We start from the raw sequence: 17,738 nt of genomic DNA, 5'->3' as shown, positions 1-17,738 counted from the left end.
TGCTCATATATGCGTAATTTAGTCGGCATAATTAATTCAAACAAAACAACATGAAAAAACTTTCTTTACTAGTATTTTCACTTTTCTTTATCAGTTTTGCAACAATAGCGCAAGAAGGAGTTAAAGAAAAGAAGAAAACACAACAAGGGCACACAGACCAAAACAAATTCCGACAGATGAAGGATGTTTTGGCTACACCAAATGACCAACATGCGGCTTCAGGAGCGCCAGGTCACCAGTACACACAACAAAAAGTAGATTATGTAATGGACATTCGTTTAGACGAAAGTGCTAACAAAATTTACGGTGATGAAGAAATTACTTACCACAACAATTCTAAAGATCATTTAGAATACTTATGGGTTCAGTTAGACCAAAACATGAGAGCAGATGATTCTAAAACTCCATTAGCAAAATCTAATAGTGCTGCAGCATTTGTTACGCCAGATAACTTTAAAAGTTCTTATATGGAACAAAAGAAAGGTTTTGGTTTTAATGTAACAAAGGTAGAAAGTAATGGTAGCCCATTATCTCATACGATTAACAGAACTATGATGCGTATTAATTTACCACAAGCATTAGCTCCTGGTAAATCATTCGAATTTAGAATACAGTGGAACTATTTAATTAATGATATTAATAAAGATGGTGGTCGTTCTGGTTTAGAGTCTTTTAAAGACGGAAACAACAACTATACAATTGCACAATTTTTTCCAAGATTAGCAGTATATAATAATGTTGAAGGATGGCAAAATATGCAATTCTGGGGTCGTTCTGAATTTGCTTTAGAATTTGGAGACTATGAAGTAAACTTAACAGTTCCTTCAGATCACATTATAGAAGCTACTGGTTCTTTACAAAACGAAAAAGATGTTCTTACAAAAACACAACGTAAACGTTTAGAAAAAGCAAGAACTAGTTTCGACAAACCTGTAATTATTGTAACGCAAGAAGAAGCTGAAAAAGCTGAAAAAGGACGTGCAACAGGTACAAAAACTTGGACATTTAAAGCTAATAGAGTTCGTGATTTTGCTTTTGCAACTTCTAGAAAATATATCTGGGATGCAATGGCAGTTAACGTAAACGGTAAAACTGTTATGGCTACTTCTTTATATCCTAAAGAAGGAAACCCATTATGGGAAGAGCACTCTACAAGAGCTGTAGCTACAACTCTTATCGAATATTCTAAATTAACATTCGATTACCCTTACCCTAAAGCTGTTTCTGTTCATTCAGAAAGACAAGGAATGGAATACCCAATGATTTGTTTCAACTTTGGTAGACCAAATGAAGACGGTACATATTCTGATAGAACTAAAAAAGGAATGTTAGGAGTTATTATTCATGAAGTTGGACATAACTTTTTTCCAATGATTGTAAATTCTGATGAAAGACAATGGACTTGGATGGATGAAGGTTTAAACTCTTTTGTTGAAATTTTAGCTGAAGATGTGTATGATGCAGAATTATTTGCTTCAAACCCAGCAAAAGAAATTACAAGATATATGGGTGGAGATCAATCTAATATTTCTCCTATTATGTCTCAAGGAGATTACGTAAAACAATTTGGTCCAAATGCATACTCTAAACCAGCTGCTGGTTTATATATGTTAAGAAAAACAATTATGGGGCCAGAATTATTTGACCATGCATTTAGAACATATTCTAAACGTTGGATGTTTAAACACCCAACGCCAGAAGATTTCTTTAGAACTATGCAAGACGCATCTGGTATGGATTTAGATTGGTTTTTTAGAGGTTGGTTCTACACAACAGACGTATCTGATATTGGTATTAAAAGCGTGAAGCCTTTATACTTAACAGATAAAGAAAGCGAAAGAGTTACCAAATTAAAAGAACAGTACAAGTCTTACTTCGATAACTTAGGTGATTTAGTTTTTATTACTGATAAAAAAGAAGATGCAAACGCAAATGCAATGAGTAAATATGCTGATGGAAAAGAAGTTCCTGCATTTATTTATTCTGTAGAATTTGAAAAACCAGGAGGTTTAGTAATGCCAATTATTGTTGAATTAACATATATTGATGGTACTACAAAAAGAGAAACTTTTCCTGCACAAATTTGGATGAGTAGTGATACTACTGCTAAAAGAGTGTTTGCTTCATCTAAAGAAGTAAAAAGCATTGTAGTTGATCCAGATTTTGAAACTGCAGATGTAGATACATCTAATAACAGCTGGCCTAAAAAAGAAGGTAGCAAGTTTAATGACTTTAAAAACAAAAAGAAAAACTAAACTCTTTTCTTTAAGAATAAAAAAAGCCTCGTTTACAAATTGTAAACGAGGCTTTTTAATTGTAATATATTTAAATTTTACTCACCAGAATAACTCACAAAATTTCTTGGCGTTTCATACAATGTAATTTCTAAATCTAAATTAGATGGTAATAATTTTCTTAATTTATTATACGTAACAACAGATATATTCTCTGCTGTAGGATTTAAATCTTTAAATTCTGGAACTTCTAAATTCAAGTTTTTATGGTCAAAACAATCTTCTATCTCTGTTTTAATATGATTTCTTAAAATACCTAAATCATAAACATAACCTGTTTCATTATCTATTTCTCCAGTTAAAGAAACAATTAAATCATAATTATGCCCATGAAAATTTGGGTTGCTACATTTACTAAAAACTTCAAAGTTTTTTTCATCACTCCAGTCTTTTCGATACAATCTATGTGCAGCATTAAAATGCGCTTTTCTATGAACTGTTACTTTAGGCATGTGTTAGTTTTTCGTAAGATTTATCAAAAATAATTTTAAACCACTCTGTATAAATAGATGGATTTTCTGCAATGTCTTTCTTTACATTTTCTAAAGTCATCCATTTATAACTCTCAACTTCTTCTTTATTAATGTTTGGTACATCGTCATAACGACCAATCATTACATGATCTAGTTCATGTTCTGTTAAGCCATTATCAAAAGGCGCTTTATAAATAAAAGAAAAAACCTCTTTTACCTCTGTAACAAAGCCCATTTCTTCTTGTAGTCTTCTTCTACCCGCTTCTACATTACTTTCGCCATCTCTTTGGTGAGAACAACAAGTATTAGTCCATAATAAAGGGGAATGATATTTAGAAGCTGCTCTTTGTTGCAGCATTAATTCTCCTTTTTCATTAAAAATAAAAACTGAAAAAGCTCTGTGTAATAAGGCTTTCTCATGTGCTTCAATTTTTTCCATCAAACCAATTGGCTTGTCATTTACATCTACTAATATAACTTGTTCTTCCATTATTACAAAAATAAGAAATCAATTATCAATTATTAGCGAAAAATGATTAAAAACTATCAAATTTATCTATTCTTTTATTTTGATGATTTATCTTTGATACTTCAAAATAGCTTCTTTTTTTATGAAAACTTCAACAAAACTTCTTTTATTGGTCATTTTTCTATCCTTTTATCAATGTAAAGAGGAAAAAAAATCAACCTTAAAAACGAAAGAAACTTTAAAAAAAGAAAAAAAAAATGATGCTAAAAAAGCATTAGAAAAAAAAGTATTAAAACCTTGGGACAGTTTAAATAAAGAGAATGTTGAAGCATTTTTTACTGAATACGGAAAGCAAAACAACGAAACCAAAGTAATTATTAAAACAGAATTTGGCGATATCAAACTACGTTTATACAATGATGTTCCTATTCATAGAGCTAATTTTATCTTTTTAACTAAACTAAAATACTTTAACACTACTGTTATTTATAGAGTTGCTAAAAACTTTGTTATACAAGGTGGCAATTCCGATGAAACTTACACAAAAAAACAGCGAAGGTTGTACGGTAATTATTTGCTAAAACCTGAGTTTAGAAATAACAGAAAGCATAAGTACGGCGCTTTAGCAGCAGCTAGACAATGGGAAAAGAATCCTAATAAATTATCGAATCCGTTTGAGTTTTACATTGTTCATAGTAGAAATGGTGCACATCACCTAAACAATCAACATACCGTTTTTGGCGAAGTTATTTCTGGTTTTAATACTATGGATAAGATTTCTAAAGTAAAAGTTGGTGTAGATCAATGGCCTGTAGAAGATATAAAAATGACGATTGAAATTTTAGATTAACTAGCTATTTTTCTTAAGAATCACCTTTAAGCTACCATAAAATAAGAATTGTAAAAAACTATAAAATAGATGTCTAAAACTTTTAACAGATTTAAGACGTATATACCTATATTTAATCATAAATTATAGAATAAAACCTATCTTTGCACCTCAATTTTTGTAGATGAACTTTTTAAAGGAAATTAAACGTAGAAGAACTTTCGGTATTATTTCGCATCCAGATGCAGGTAAAACAACACTAACAGAAAAACTACTACTTTTTGGTGGAGCAATTCAAGAAGCTGGTGCCGTAAAAAACAATAAAATTAAGAAGGGCGCAACTTCAGATTTCATGGAAATTGAACGTCAGCGTGGAATTTCTGTTGCTACTTCTGTTTTAGCATTTATATACAAAGACAAAAAAATAAATATTTTAGATACTCCTGGTCACAAAGATTTTGCAGAAGATACTTTTAGAACTTTAACTGCTGTAGATAGTGTTATTGTTGTAATTGATGTTGCAAAAGGTGTAGAACCACAAACTGAAAAGTTAGTGGAAGTTTGTAGAATGAGAAGCATACCTATGCTTGTTTTTATTAATAAATTAGATAGAGAAGGTAAAGATGCTTTTGATTTATTAGATGAAGTTGAACAAAAATTAGGCTTAAGAGTTACTCCTATGAGTTTTCCTATTGGTATGGGATATGATTTCAAAGGAATTTATAATATTTGGGAAAAGAAATTAAATCTTTTTTCTGGTGATAATAAAACAACAATTTCAGACGGAATTGAATTTGACGATTTGTCTAACCCAGAATTAGATAAAATTGTTGGGGAGAAAGCTGCAGAAACTTTACGTGAAGAAATAGAATTAATAGATGAAGTATATCCGCCTTTTAACCAAGAAGAATATTTAAGTGGTCATTTACAACCAGTATTTTTTGGTTCTGCGTTAAATAACTTTGGTGTAAAAGAATTATTAGAAGCATTTATAGAAATTGCGCCTTCACCACAACCAAAGAAAGCAGAAGAACGTTTGGTAGATTCTAAAGAAGAAAAACTAACTGGTTTTGTTTTTAAGATTCATGCAAACATGGATCCTAAACACAGAGATAGATTAGCTTTTATAAAAATAGTTTCAGGAACTTTTAAAAGAAACTCTCCTTATTTACACGTTAGAACGGGTAAAAAAGTAAAATTTTCTAGTCCGAATGCCTTTTTTGCAGAAAAGAAAGAAATTGTAGACGAATCTTTCCCTGGAGATATTGTTGGTATTCATGATACCGGAAACTTTAAAATTGGTGATACTTTAACTGAAGGAGAAATATTAAACTTTAAAGGAATTCCTAGTTTCTCTCCAGAACATTTCCGTTACGTAAATAACGCAGACCCAATGAAATCTAAACAATTATACAAAGGTTTAGACCAATTAATGGATGAAGGTGTTGCACAATTATTTACATTAGAAATGAATGGTAGACGTGTTGTAGGAACAGTTGGTGCTTTACAATACGAAGTTATACAATATCGTTTAGAACATGAATATGGTGCAAAATGCACCTATGAAAACTTACATGTACACAAAGCTTGTTGGGTAGAACCAGAAAACCAAAAAAGTGATGAATTTAAAGAATTTAAACGTGTTAAACAACGTTACTTAGCTAAGGACAAACAAGGCCAATTAGTGTTTTTAGCAGATTCTGAATTTACTATTCAAATGACACAAAATAAATATCCTTCTGTAAAATTGCATTTTACAAGTGAATTTAAAAAGTAAGATATGAATAAAATTCTATTTTTATTAATTGTTCTACTAAGTTTTAATAGTTTTTCTCAAGATTTTAATTTAGATAATTTAAAAGGGAAAGAATTAAGAAACAGTATTCGTTTAAATTATATTTTAATAGATCAACCAGATAGAACTTATACTTATAGTGATGGTAGTACCTATAAATTAGACCCAACTATGGGTTTATTTGGTTTGAGTTATAATATTCCTTTAAATGATTGGCTGTACACTGGTGCTGGTTTTCATGGAGCTGTTTATGGAGATCAAGGAGGTTTATTTACGTTAGGTGTTAATTTAGGAGTGAATAAACAACTTTATAAAAATTTATATTTTGATGCCAACATCCATTTTGGTGGTGGAGGTGGTTTTAGAAGTTTGGTAAATGGCGGTGGAATTTTATATCCAAATGCTGGTTTACAATATAAAACTGATAATTTTGCCTTCGGTATTCAATATGGTTATGTAAATTTCTTTACTGGAGTTCAAAAAGGAGATAATATTTCTTTCTTTGTAGAAATTCCAACTACCATTAGAGCTGCTTCCTACAAAGATGCAGCCGAAAAATTTGAAGTTAATAATAATTCAGAAGATGAATTTTGGAAAAAACCCGCTGTAAAAAGTGTACAACAAATAACTTTTGATTATCTTTTTCCTATTGGTAACACCAGAAATGATGGAATTGGAAACTTTAACAACACAACCCCAATTACGCAAACATTAAGTTTAATCGGTTTTGAATATCAACGATATTTAACAAAAAGCACTTTTGCTTACGCACATGTAGATGCTATGTATGGTGGTTTAAGAGCTGGTTTTATGGATGTTTTTATTGGTATTGGTAAAAACTTTGTAGAAACAAAATATGTAAATTTATTTGCAAAAGTTGGTATTGGAGCTGCAGGAGGTAGAGTTTTTCCTGAAGGTGGTTTAACAATGTACCCAAGTTTAGGCGCAGATGTAAAAGTTACCAAAAAAATTGGAGTAAGCCTTCATGGAGGTTATCATAGATCTGTTGGGGGAACTTTTGAAGCTTACACTGCTGGTTTTAGTTTAAAATATTATGGATTAAGTGGAGGAACAAAAGATCCTTATTCACCAGAAAAAATTAAACAAATAAAAACTCAAGGTGTTCAAATAGGCTTTCAAAATCAAACGTATTTTGATGTTGCCATTCTTGATAAACCCGATAATGATTTACAACTTATAGCAGTAAAAATTAATTACGATATTAACAAACGTTTTTATGTAGCTGGTGAAGCTTCATTTGCCTATTTAGGTGGTGCAGGTGGTTATGCTCATGGAATTTTTGGATTAGGAATAAAATCAAACAAATTTTTGAACGATAATTTTTCATTATTTGCAGAAGCTGCAGGTGGTGTTGCTGGTGGTGGAGGTGTAGATTCTGGAGAAGGAGTTTTAGTGAGACCAACTATTGGCATCAATTATCATGTAACAGATGATTTATCTTTTCATGCTTCTGGAGGGCAAATGTGGTCTCCGTTTGGTAACGTAAACTCATCAAATATAAATATTGGTTTATCTTACGGTTTATCAATTTTAAATGCTAAAAAATAAAATGATTCTGAATTCGTTCAGTAATCCTATAAAATTAAGTAAAACGATTAAATAATAAAAAATGAATAACGGAATCTACGCAAAATTCACCACTGCAAAAGGTGAGATTTTAGTACAATTAGAACACGAAAAAACTCCTGGAACTGTTGGTAATTTTGTTGCTTTAACAGAAGGTAATTTAGAAAATGCTGTAAAAGACCAAGGAACTCCTTATTATAACGGATTAAAATTCCACAGAGTAATTCCAGATTTTATGGTTCAAGGTGGTTGCCCACAAGGATCGGGAACAGGAAACCCAGGTTATAAATTTGATGATGAATTTCATTCAGACTTAAAACATGATGCACCAGGAAAATTAGCTATGGCTAATTCTGGACCAGCAACAAACGGTAGCCAATTTTATATTACCCACGTTCCTACTCCATGGTTAGATGGTAAACATACCGTTTTTGGTTCTGTAATAGAAGGACAAGATGTTGTAGATGCAATTGCGCAAGGAGACGAATTAACTTCTGTAGAAATTATTAGAGTTGGTGCAGATGCAGAAGCTTTTAATGCTGTAGAATCTTTTAGAACTTTCGAAGGATCTAGAGAAAAGCGTGAAGCAGACGAAATAGCAAAACAAAAAGAATTATTAGATTCTGTTGCAAAAGGATATGACGAAACTGCAAGTGGTTTACGTTACCAAATTTTACAAAAAGGAGCTGGAAAAAAAGCGACAAAAGGAGCTGGAGTTTCTGTACATTATAAAGGTCAATTATTAGATGGTACTGTTTTCGATTCTTCTTATAAAAGAAAAGAACCAATCGATTTTAATGTTGGTTTAGGTCAGGTTATTGCAGGTTGGGATGAAGGAATTCAATTATTACAAGTGGGAGATAAAGCTCGTTTTGTAATTCCATCTAACTTAGCTTATGGTTCTGCAGGAGCTGGAGGAGTAATTCCACCAGATGCAACACTTATTTTTGATGTTGAATTAATGGGTGTAAAGTAAATTTATTTCCTTTAAAAATATTAAACCTCAAAACTATAATAAGTTTTGAGGTTTTTTTGTTTTAGTAAAAAACTTTTTAATTTAGCATAATCAATTAAAACAACAGCGTACTATGAATGATAAAATTTCTTTAAAGGATGCCATTTCAATTGGAATTGGAGGAATGGTTGGTGGTGGTATTTTTGCAGTTCTTGGTCTTGCAGTTTCTTTAGCAAAAGGAGGCACGCCAATTGCTTTTCTGTTAGCTGGTATAATTGCTTTATTAACTGCATATTCATATGCGAAACTTTCTAAAAAATATCCAGAAAATGGCGGAACCGTTAAATTTATACATCAACAATATGGAAATGGTGTTTTTGCAGGCGGAATTAACAATTTACTTTGGGTAAGTTATATTGTAATGTTAGCACTTTATGCCTCTGCTTTTGGTTCTTATTGTGCACAATTATTTTCTATTACTAGTGAAAAAAGTATTGATGTAAGAATATTTCAAACATTAATAATAGTAGGTGCTTTAATAATTAATTATCTAAGTGTAACTTTAGTTAGTAGAATTGAATCTATTGCTGTAATTATAAAACTTTTAATTTTAATTGCCTTTATAGCTCTCGGTTTTTACGGCTTTACAAAATACCCAGACAATTTAGAACAACTTTCTCCTACTAATTGGGAAAGTCCTTTACTATTACTTTCTGGTGGTATGGTTATCTTTGTAGCTTACGAAGGTTTCGAATTAATTGCCAATTCTATTTCCGATTTAAAAGACAAAGAAAAAAATACTGAAAAGGCTTATTTTGGTGCTGTAGGATTTGTAGTAATTTTATATATCTTAATTGCAATTGTTACCGTAGGTTCTTTACCTTTTAACCAAATTGCAAATGCAGAAGATTATGTTTTAGCAAAAGCTGCAGAACCAATCTTAGGTAAAATAGGATTTACAATTATTACAATAACTGCTTTAATTTCTACATTTTCTGCTATAAATGCTACTATTTTAGGTAGTGGTAGAGTAAATTATGATATTGCTAAGGATAATGAATTACCTCAATGTTTTTGTCATATTCTGTGGGGCAAACCTATTGGTTTATTAATTACTGCTGTTTTATCTATAGCATTGGTTAATTTGTTTGACTTAAAAAGCATCTCTACTGCGGGAAGTGTTGGCTTTTTATTAATATTTAGTATTGTAAACTTTATAGCTTATAAAAAACACAAAGAATTACAATCTAAAAAATGGATTCATTTTCTCGCATTTATATTCTGTTTTTTCGCTTTTCTTGTTTTAATTATTCAACAATACACAAATAATAAAACAGGAGTTATAATCTCTTTGAGTATTATTATTATTTGTTTTATTCTAGAATGGCTCTATAAAAAAGTAAATTAAAAAAAATAAAAAACTATTGTTAATAAAAAAGCGCTCGAAATCGAGCGCTTTTTAAAATATGTACAGTAGTTAAAATATTAGATGTTTTTTGCTAACCAGTCTCCTACTTCTTTTGTTCCATAAGATTTTCCTCCATCTGCTAAGTCTTCAGTTACAAAACCTGCATCTAAAGCACTATTTACAGCTGCTCTAATTGCTTTACCTTCTTCGTGTAAACCAAAATTTTCAAACATCATTGCTGCAGATAAAACGGTAGCCATTGGGTTTGCAATATTTAAGCCTGTTGCTTGTGGATAAGAACCGTGTATTGGTTCGAATAAAGCATTTTCTGTACCTACAGATGCACTTGGCATTAATCCCATAGAACCAGAAATTACAGAAGCTTCATCTGTTAAAATATCTCCGAATAAGTTTTCTGTAATTAATACATCGTAACTGTTTGGCCATTGAACTAAACGCATTGCAACTGCATCTACAAATTCATAAGAAACAGTAACTTCTGGATAATCTTTTTCCATTGCTTGTACCGTTTCTCTCCATAAACGAGAAGTTTCTAAAACGTTTGCTTTATCTACACAACATAATTTCTTAGAACGTGTCATTGCCAATTCAAAACCTTTAACAGCTAATCTTTGTACTTCTGCTCTTGTATATACACAATTATCAAATGCCGTTTCTCCTCCATCTCTTCTACCTTTTTCGCCAAAGTAAATTCCTCCAGTTAATTCACGTAAAAAAACCAAATCTGTTCCTTCTATTCTTTCTCTTTTTAAGGGAGATTTATCTAACAAAGAAGGAAAGGTAAACGTTGGTCTTACATTTGCAAATAAGCCTAATTTTTTACGCATTTTTAACAACCCTTGCTCTGGACGAACCGTTGCAGAAGGATCATTATCATATTTAGGATGCCCAATTGCACCAAATAAAACAGCATCTGAAGCTACACAAATATCATGTGTTGCATCTGGATAAGGCTCACCAACTGCATCTATTGCAGCAGCACCTGTTAAAGCTGGTTTCCAAGTAATTTGGTGGTTAAATTTCTTTGCAATTGCATCAGATACTTTTACTGCTTGGTCAATTACTTCAGGTCCTATTCCGTCTCCTGCTAATAATGCGATATTTAATTTCATGTGTTTAATTTTTATTGAATGATTAAAAGATTAAATAGTTCAATCTTTTAACTTTAAATTTTTAAATAATATTAAGCATTTTCTCTGTAGCTTTAATTGCAGATACTGTTTGATCTGAATCTAAACCACGAGTTATAAATTCTTTTTCTTCTAATTTCCAAGTAATAATTGTTTCACACAAAGCATCAGAATTACTTCCTGGTGGAATTCTCACAGCATAATCAATTAACTTTGGTAACTCTTTTTTACTATGTGTTTTATACAACTTCTTTAAAGCGTTCATAAACGCATCAAATTGTCCGTCTCCTTGGGCATGTTCCTCATAAATAATACCTTCAACCTTTAATTTAATTGTGGTTGATGGTTTCATTCCTTTTGCGTGACCTAAAACATAATTTTCTACAACAACACGTCTTTCAATAGTATTACTGTCTAAAACATCAGAAATAATATAAGGTAAATCTTCTTGCGAAACCACTTCTTTCTTGTCTCCAAGCTCAATTATTCTTTGCGTTACTTTCTTAAGGTCTTCATCATTTAAACTCAACCCTAAATCTTGTAAGTTCTTCTGAATATTTGCTTTACCAGATGTTTTTCCTAAAGCATACTTCCGTTTTCTTCCAAAACGCTCTGGCATTAAATCATTAAAATAAAGATTATTTTTATTATCTCCGTCTGCATGAATTCCAGCAGTTTGTGTAAAAACATTTGCGCCTACAACAGGTTTATTAACTGGAATTCTAAAACCTGAAAATGTTTCTACAAGCTTACTTACTTTATTTAATGCTTTTTCATTTACAGTTATTTTAACATCCTTTAGAAAATCATTAATAACCGCAATAACACTTGCCATTGGTGCATTTCCTGCACGTTCTCCCATTCCGTTTATGGTTAAATGCAAGCCGTTTGCACCTGCTTTTATAGCTTCCATAACATTGGCAACACCTAAATCATAATCATTATGACCATGAAAATCGAAATGCGTTGTGGGATATTTTTCTCTAACTTCAGAAATAAATTTATACGTTTCATCGTGTGTTAAAATACCTAATGTATCTGGTAATAAAACACGTTCTATATTTAGAGCTATTAAGAAATCTAAATATTCGAAAACATATTCTTTAGAATTGCGCATTCCGTTAGACCAATCTTCTAAATACACATTGGTTTTTATATCATGCGCAGCAGCTAACTTAACAGTTGCTTTAATATCTGCAAAATGTTGTGCTGGTGTTTTTTTAAGTTGGTGTGTTAAATGGTTTAAAGATCCTTTGGTTAATAAATTCTGAACTTTTGCGCCAGATTCGATCATCCAATCGATAGATTTCCCTCCATCAACAAATGTTAATACTTCAATTTTATCTAAAAAATTATTTTTAGAAGCCCAAGAAGTTATCTTTTTAACAGCTTCTAATTCACCTTCAGAAACTCTTGCAGATGCTATTTCTAAACGATCTACTTTTAATTCTTCAAGTAATAATTTTGCGATTGTTAATTTTTCGGAAACTGAAAACGACACTCCTGATGTTTGTTCTCCATCACGCAGTGTCGTATCCATTATTTCTATCTTTCTCTTCGTCATTTAATCAACTTTGAAAAATAAATTGTTTATTGTTTGTATTATTATTTAAGCTTGTCATTTCGATTTCTAACTATTTTGTCATTTCGCCTTTAGAAGAAATCTCATTACGTTAAAACCTAATTTATAAAACTTTATGTGATTTCTCCCTTTGCTCGAAAAGACAAAACTAGGTGTAATCAATTGTTATATTATTTATTACAACAATCTAAAATGGTCTTGTCTGTGCAAAAGCAGTAATCTCGTTTTCGATATTTTTTAAGTAATCTATATCATCAAAACCATTTAACATATTGTCTTTTTTGTAGGTATTAATTACAAAAGATTCCGACTCACCAGTAGCAACTAATGTTACTTTTTGCTTTGGTAAATCAACATTTATTTCTGTTTTGGGATCTGCCATAATAGCTGCAAATAATGTATCTGCAAATTCAGCCGAAACTTGTACCGGTAAAACACCTACATTTAAACAGTTATTTTTAAAAATATCTGCAAATGCAGAAGAGATTACACAACGTAAACCAAAATCGTATACAGACCAAGCTGCGTGCTCTCTAGAAGAACCAGAACCAAAATTTCTACCACCAACTAAGATTTTAGAACCGGCATAAATTTCTTTATTTAAAGGAAAATCTGCTTTTGGTGTTCCGTCTTGATTATATCTCCAATCACGAAAAAAGTTAATATCAAAATCTTTACGTTCAGTTGCCTTTAAGAAACGAGCAGGAATTATTTGATCTGTATCTACATTCTCTGTAGGTAATGGATATGCTGTACTTGTTAGTACGTCAAATTTATCGTAAGCCATGTTTTTTTTATTAAGCGTTAGCGTTTAAAATTGTTCTTGGATCTGTAACAACTCCTTGCACTGCAGATGCTGCAGCAACTAAAGGTGATGCTAATAATGTTCTAGATCCTGGTCCTTGCCTTCCTTCGAAGTTTCTGTTTGATGTTGAAACTGATAGTTTTCCTGAAGGAATTTTATCATCATTCATTGCCAAACAAGCTGAACAACCTGGTTCTCTTAAAACAAAACCTGCATCTGTAATAATTTTATCTAAACCTTCTGCTTTTATTTGATCTACCACTTTATGTGAACCTGGTACTAACCAAGCAGTAACATTTGGTGCTTTTTGTCTTCCTTTTACAATAGAACAAAAACCTCTAAAATCTTCTATACGTCCGTTTGTACAAGAACCTAAGAAAACAAAATCAATTTCTTTACCAATCATAGAATCGCCCTCGTTAAAAGACATATATCCTAAAGATTTTCTGTACGTATCTACTCCACCTTCTAAACTTTCTGCGGTAGGAATTGATTTTGTTACGCCCATTCCCATTCCTGGGTTTGTACCATAGGTAATCATTGGTTCAATATCAGATGCTTCGTAATTAAATTCTACATCAAATTCTGCATCTTCTTCTGTATATAACGTTTCCCAATATTTCATGGCTTTGTCCCAATCTGCTCCTTTCGGAGTTTGAGCTCTACCTTTTAAATATTCGTATGTTTTTGCATCTGGAGCAATCATACCACCACGTGCTCCCATCTCAATAGATAAGTTACACACAGTCATACGACCTTCCATCGACATGTCTTCAAAAACATCTCCCGCATATTCAACAAAAAAACCTGTTGCACCAGAAGTTGTTTGTTTTGCAATTATGTATAAAGCAACATCTTTTGCAGTTACTCCTAAACCTAATTTTCCGTTTACGTTAATACGCATTGCTTTGGGTTTTGGTTGCATAATACATTGTGTAGACAACACCATTTCTACTTCTGAAGTACCAATACCAAAGGCAATAGCACCAAAAGCACCATGAGTTGATGTGTGAGAATCTCCACAAACAATAGTTGCACCTGGTAATGTAATTCCGTTCTCTGGACCTACAACATGCACAATTCCGTTGTTTTTATCACCTAAACCCCAATGAGAAATACCGTGCTTTTTTGCATTGTTTTCTAAAGCATCTAACTGATTTGCAGATAAAGGATCTGCTACAGGTAAATGTTGATTTATAGTTGGTGTGTTGTGATCTGCTGTTGCGAATGTACGCGCAGGATAAACAACACTGTTTCCTCTACTTTCTAGACCTAAGAAGGCTACAGGACTTGTTACTTCGTGGATAAAATGACGGTCTATAAAAAACACATCTGGTCCGTCTTTAACCTGACGAACAACGTGTGAATCCCATACTTTGTCAAATAATGTATTTGCCATTTTTATATTCTTTAATTATTCAAATTATAATCAGTTACCAAAAATAAGGTTTTAATTGTCTTTTGCTTCTATTTATATATGTTCTTGTATTATTTCTAACTGTTAAAGAAAGTTTTAAAATACTGATTAACAATATTTTAAATTGTTTAAAAATACGATGTCTATTAATTTTGTAGGTTAATAATTTAGAAAATAAAACAAATAGCCTACAGGATAATTAACCTCTGTTAATAACTTTAAGTAGTTGTTTTAAAACTTAATATAAAGGACTCCTAAATTTTTAGTAATTTTATAAAATAAATTCTTCCTATTTGCTATGAAAGGATTTTAAAATAAAAACATACTTTTATATTCTTATTACTCCTTTATGGAGGGATATGAAGAAGAAAAGTATTTATATAAATAAGTTGTAAACAATTTAAGAAAAATGTCGAAAAGCATTCATATTACAAGAAAGAATTTTAAAGGTTTAACAAAAGTTGAACTTGACGAACAAGCTCAAGACCCAAATTCTGAATTAAGTGAATGGGCGAAAAAAAGTTCGATAAAAAAAGAGGTCAAAAAGAAACGAAAAAATGAAGAAAACCACTAAATACGGAATTTTAATTTTTAGTGTAATAATACTAATAGGCTTTGCTCTAAAAAGGAATATTACTCACGAACAATTTGACTCTGAAAAATGGAAAAACTGGACGGAAACTGAACAAAAAATGTCAATGCGTTGGGATATGATGAATAGTTTGCGAAAAACTCACGAACTGAAAGGGAAAACGGAAATTGAAATAATTGAATTATTGGGGATTCCAGAAAATAAATATATCTCTGAATTTAGTTACTATTTAGGAATGGCTAAACACGGAATTGACACAGGACATTTGACAATATATTTTGACCAAAACAAAAATGTATCGAGAATTAAAGTTCATAGAGGATAATATAAATGCTGTATTTTAGAATTGTATTTTTCGTTTTGTTTTTATTAGAATTGAGATTTTTAAATTTCAAGTTCAAACGAGATAAATATATTTGGATTGGAATAATATTAGTGTTTAGTTACATTGGCTATTTTTTCTTCTTAAATTATAAAAGGAGATTAATTATCAAGAGAAAATTCCACCCGAATTTTAATAAAATCGATAATGAAATTGAATAAAAAACTGTTTACAACACCGTATATAATTTATTGCTGGCTTCTCGCCTACTTACGAAAGTCCTCGCGGACTTTCTTGGTCGGTAATTATTTACTAAATTAGTTGCTTGAAACACGCAACAAACCATATACAACAACGTTATGTGCAAGCTGAAAAAAAAATCCGAACTATGATTAAACATTGTTTTATAACCCTAATATTTCTTTTCAACCTGAACATTATTTTAGGACAAACGGAAATAAAAGTTCCTGAATTCGATGATAGTTATAGCAAAAGCGTGAAAATTCTTGAAAACGGAAATACCGATATAGACTATAAATTATTCAGAGAAAGTTTCATAGAAAGCAAACAGTTTAAAATTGCGTCAGAAAAAAGTACCGAATTTAGCGAATTGACAAAAACTATGTATAAGCAAATGTCGGAATCTGAATTTGATAGCGTGATATCTACAACAAAAAAAATGTTGAGTATTGATTATACAAATATGACAGCACATAAAGTATTAAGACAAACTTACAAAATTGTTGGAGACACAATAAACGCAGAAAAATATAAGACAATTCAATTCGGACTTTTAAAATCAATAGTAAATAATGGCGACGGAAAATCCTGCGAAAATGGTTGGTCTGTAATACAAGTTTCGGAAGAGTATTTTATTTTAAATATGCTTGGAGTTAAATTAAGTAAACAGAACGTAGATAATAATGGTGGAATTTGTGACCGAATGGAAGTTACTGATGAAAATGGAGAAGAAAAGACTTATTTTTTTGAGATAAGTAATGTTTTTAAAGGTCGAGAAAATTTAAAGCGGAAATAAAGCCTGCACATAACACCGTGTATAATTAATGGCTTGGTTATCGCCTACTTACGAAAATCCTCGCGGATTTTCTATTCCGTTTTTATTTGCTAAATTAGGTGCTTAAACACGCCACTAATCATACACAACAACGTTGTAGGTAATTTAAAAAAAATGAGGATAATGAATTTAAAAGTATCAAATGTGAATTTCACTAATGAATTCAATTGGTTATTTAAATTGGTCGATTTTGAAAAAAACGAATTTTTAATTATGGATGATTATTTCTATAAAAGCAATAATCTTAAATCACCAATATCTCGAATTCATATAGACACATTAGACATCGGTCAGACTGTAAATTGTCATTATAAGATAATAAACGAAACCAAAATAGTTACTTCTTTCATTTAAGAATGCGAACAAAAATGAATTTTAAACAAAAAAACTAATTTAAAAAAATGAAAAATAAAATTTTATTCACAATATTCTTTTTATTTATTGGAACAAATATTAACGCACAAAAAGCGGATTTAATTTCTGGAAAATGGATTTTTAAAAAAGCATTGAACAAAGAAGTTGACGAAGCTGGAATGGCTTTTATGAAAGCTGAAGTAATAGATAAGTGGAAATTTGTATTTAAACCAAATGGTGAGTTTGAGACTTATATGATGAGGGAAAAAGCAACAGGAAAATGGAAATTAAGTTCAGACTCTAAAAACATAATCTTAACAGGAATTGAAGGTGGTTTAAAAGAATTTAAAATTTTAAAATCATCAAAAGACGAATTAATACTGAAATTAGGACTTGGGGAATTCTTATTAAAAAAGATATTGGAATAAAAACTACCTACAACACCGTATAAACTTTATTGCTGGGTTTAGCTCACTTGGGAAATTCCTCCGAAATTTCGCCTTCGTACTTTATTTACTAAATTCACTGCTTAAACAACGCAACAAAGCTTATACAACAACGTTATATTTCATTGCTCAAAAATCCAAAAATGCGGAATTGAAACTCTGAAAAACAAAAAAACTGAATATT

Annotated in this window: 16 protein-coding genes; 10 read left to right on the top strand and 6 right to left on the bottom strand. The window is 31.0% G+C overall.

Annotated features, from left to right (window positions below):
• The first annotated feature begins 50 nt into the window (after positions 1-50).
• A complete protein-coding gene (locus SHK09_RS03305) occupies positions 51-2,255 on the top strand; it encodes a M1 family metallopeptidase (protein ID WP_319809356.1) in 2,205 nt (734 codons plus the stop codon).
• A 77-nt stretch (positions 2,256-2,332) separates the two neighbouring features.
• Here the strand turns inward: SHK09_RS03305 and SHK09_RS03300 are convergent, their stop codons facing one another.
• Positions 2,333-2,746, bottom strand: a complete 414-nt coding sequence (locus tag SHK09_RS03300) for a 6-pyruvoyl trahydropterin synthase family protein (protein ID WP_319809355.1) — start codon at positions 2,744-2,746, stop codon at positions 2,333-2,335.
• A complete protein-coding gene (gene idi / locus SHK09_RS03295; protein WP_319809354.1) occupies positions 2,739-3,257 on the bottom strand; it encodes an isopentenyl-diphosphate Delta-isomerase in 519 nt (172 codons plus the stop codon). Before idi ends, SHK09_RS03300 begins: the two co-directional genes overlap by 8 nt.
• A gap of 121 nt (positions 3,258-3,378) precedes the next feature.
• Here idi and SHK09_RS03290 point away from each other — a divergent pair, with 121 nt between their 5' ends.
• From SHK09_RS03290 to SHK09_RS03270, 5 genes are all read left to right on the top strand, one after another.
• Entirely contained in the window at positions 3,379-4,086 is a 708-nt protein-coding gene (locus SHK09_RS03290; RefSeq protein ID WP_319809353.1) for a peptidylprolyl isomerase, read from the top strand.
• Positions 4,087-4,249: 163 nt separating this feature from the next.
• Positions 4,250-5,842, top strand: coding sequence for a peptide chain release factor 3 (locus SHK09_RS03285; protein WP_319809352.1), 1,593 nt, complete (start codon positions 4,250-4,252; stop codon positions 5,840-5,842).
• 3 nt (positions 5,843-5,845) lie between these two features.
• Positions 5,846-7,429, top strand: a complete 1,584-nt coding sequence (locus tag SHK09_RS03280) for a hypothetical protein (protein ID WP_319809351.1) — start codon at positions 5,846-5,848, stop codon at positions 7,427-7,429.
• Between the two features lie 61 nt (positions 7,430-7,490).
• The gene (locus tag SHK09_RS03275) at positions 7,491-8,423 is read left to right on the top strand and encodes a peptidylprolyl isomerase (protein ID WP_319809350.1); all 933 of its coding nucleotides are present in this window, start codon (positions 7,491-7,493) and stop codon (positions 8,421-8,423) included.
• A 112-nt stretch (positions 8,424-8,535) separates the two neighbouring features.
• Positions 8,536-9,810: an APC family permease gene (locus SHK09_RS03270; protein WP_319809349.1), complete on the top strand. Its 1,275-nt coding sequence runs from the start codon at positions 8,536-8,538 to the stop codon at positions 9,808-9,810.
• 77 nt (positions 9,811-9,887) lie between these two features.
• Here SHK09_RS03270 and leuB read toward each other — a convergent pair whose 3' ends face one another.
• The 4 genes from leuB to leuC all read right to left on the bottom strand — a co-directional run bounded on the left by leuB (position 9,888) and on the right by leuC (position 14,747).
• The gene (gene leuB / locus SHK09_RS03265) at positions 9,888-10,943 is read right to left on the bottom strand and encodes a 3-isopropylmalate dehydrogenase (protein ID WP_319809348.1); all 1,056 of its coding nucleotides are present in this window, start codon (positions 10,941-10,943) and stop codon (positions 9,888-9,890) included.
• 61 nt (positions 10,944-11,004) lie between these two features.
• A complete protein-coding gene (locus tag SHK09_RS03260) occupies positions 11,005-12,525 on the bottom strand; it encodes an alpha-isopropylmalate synthase regulatory domain-containing protein (protein WP_319809347.1) in 1,521 nt (506 codons plus the stop codon).
• 205 nt (positions 12,526-12,730) lie between these two features.
• On the bottom strand, positions 12,731-13,330 hold the full coding sequence (gene leuD / locus SHK09_RS03255) for a 3-isopropylmalate dehydratase small subunit (protein WP_319809346.1): 600 nt from the start codon (positions 13,328-13,330) through the stop codon (positions 12,731-12,733).
• A 10-nt stretch (positions 13,331-13,340) separates the two neighbouring features.
• Positions 13,341-14,747 carry a 3-isopropylmalate dehydratase large subunit gene (gene leuC / locus SHK09_RS03250; protein WP_319809345.1) on the bottom strand — a complete coding sequence of 469 codons (1,407 nt, stop codon included), beginning with the start codon at positions 14,745-14,747 and terminating at the stop codon, positions 13,341-13,343.
• A gap of 575 nt (positions 14,748-15,322) precedes the next feature.
• Between leuC and SHK09_RS03245 the strand changes: the two genes are divergently transcribed.
• The 4 genes from SHK09_RS03245 (at position 15,323) to SHK09_RS03230 (ending at position 17,536) form a co-directional block, all read left to right on the top strand.
• Positions 15,323-15,682: a hypothetical protein gene (locus tag SHK09_RS03245; protein WP_319809344.1), complete on the top strand. Its 360-nt coding sequence runs from the start codon at positions 15,323-15,325 to the stop codon at positions 15,680-15,682.
• Positions 15,683-16,004: 322 nt separating this feature from the next.
• Positions 16,005-16,715, top strand: coding sequence for a DUF4919 domain-containing protein (locus SHK09_RS03240; RefSeq protein WP_319809343.1), 711 nt, complete (start codon positions 16,005-16,007; stop codon positions 16,713-16,715).
• Between the two features lie 153 nt (positions 16,716-16,868).
• Entirely contained in the window at positions 16,869-17,108 is a 240-nt protein-coding gene (locus SHK09_RS03235) for a hypothetical protein (protein WP_319809342.1), read from the top strand.
• Positions 17,109-17,155: 47 nt separating this feature from the next.
• Positions 17,156-17,536 carry a hypothetical protein gene (locus SHK09_RS03230; RefSeq protein ID WP_319809341.1) on the top strand — a complete coding sequence of 127 codons (381 nt, stop codon included), beginning with the start codon at positions 17,156-17,158 and terminating at the stop codon, positions 17,534-17,536.
• The last annotated feature ends 202 nt before the right edge of the window (positions 17,537-17,738 follow it).

The organism is Polaribacter sp. PL03 (assembly GCF_033875165.1).
Lineage (GTDB): Bacteria > Bacteroidota > Bacteroidia > Flavobacteriales > Flavobacteriaceae > Polaribacter.
The sequence above is the reverse complement of the archived record's forward strand: the minus strand, read 5'-3'. Positions and strand labels throughout refer to the sequence as shown.

What these genes read in the sequence shown, in the direction of transcription:
- leuD (WP_319809346.1), bottom strand. Translation starts at nt 13,330, where the DNA reads ATGGCTTACGATAAATTTGACGTACTAACAAGTACAGCATATCCATTA.
- SHK09_RS03245 (WP_319809344.1), top strand. Translation starts at nt 15,323, where the DNA reads ATGAAGAAAACCACTAAATACGGAATTTTAATTTTTAGTGTAATAATA.
- SHK09_RS03290 (WP_319809353.1), top strand. Translation starts at nt 3,379, where the DNA reads ATGAAAACTTCAACAAAACTTCTTTTATTGGTCATTTTTCTATCCTTT.
- SHK09_RS03285 (WP_319809352.1), top strand. Translation starts at nt 4,250, where the DNA reads ATGAACTTTTTAAAGGAAATTAAACGTAGAAGAACTTTCGGTATTATT.
- SHK09_RS03235 (WP_319809342.1), top strand. Translation starts at nt 16,869, where the DNA reads ATGAGGATAATGAATTTAAAAGTATCAAATGTGAATTTCACTAATGAA.
- SHK09_RS03270 (WP_319809349.1), top strand. Translation starts at nt 8,536, where the DNA reads ATGAATGATAAAATTTCTTTAAAGGATGCCATTTCAATTGGAATTGGA.
- leuC (WP_319809345.1), bottom strand. Translation starts at nt 14,747, where the DNA reads ATGGCAAATACATTATTTGACAAAGTATGGGATTCACACGTTGTTCGT.
- SHK09_RS03300 (WP_319809355.1), bottom strand. Translation starts at nt 2,746, where the DNA reads ATGCCTAAAGTAACAGTTCATAGAAAAGCGCATTTTAATGCTGCACAT.
- leuB (WP_319809348.1), bottom strand. Translation starts at nt 10,943, where the DNA reads ATGAAATTAAATATCGCATTATTAGCAGGAGACGGAATAGGACCTGAA.
- SHK09_RS03260 (WP_319809347.1), bottom strand. Translation starts at nt 12,525, where the DNA reads ATGACGAAGAGAAAGATAGAAATAATGGATACGACACTGCGTGATGGA.
- idi (WP_319809354.1), bottom strand. Translation starts at nt 3,257, where the DNA reads ATGGAAGAACAAGTTATATTAGTAGATGTAAATGACAAGCCAATTGGT.
- SHK09_RS03305 (WP_319809356.1), top strand. Translation starts at nt 51, where the DNA reads ATGAAAAAACTTTCTTTACTAGTATTTTCACTTTTCTTTATCAGTTTT.
- SHK09_RS03275 (WP_319809350.1), top strand. Translation starts at nt 7,491, where the DNA reads ATGAATAACGGAATCTACGCAAAATTCACCACTGCAAAAGGTGAGATT.
- SHK09_RS03230 (WP_319809341.1), top strand. Translation starts at nt 17,156, where the DNA reads ATGAAAAATAAAATTTTATTCACAATATTCTTTTTATTTATTGGAACA.
- SHK09_RS03280 (WP_319809351.1), top strand. Translation starts at nt 5,846, where the DNA reads ATGAATAAAATTCTATTTTTATTAATTGTTCTACTAAGTTTTAATAGT.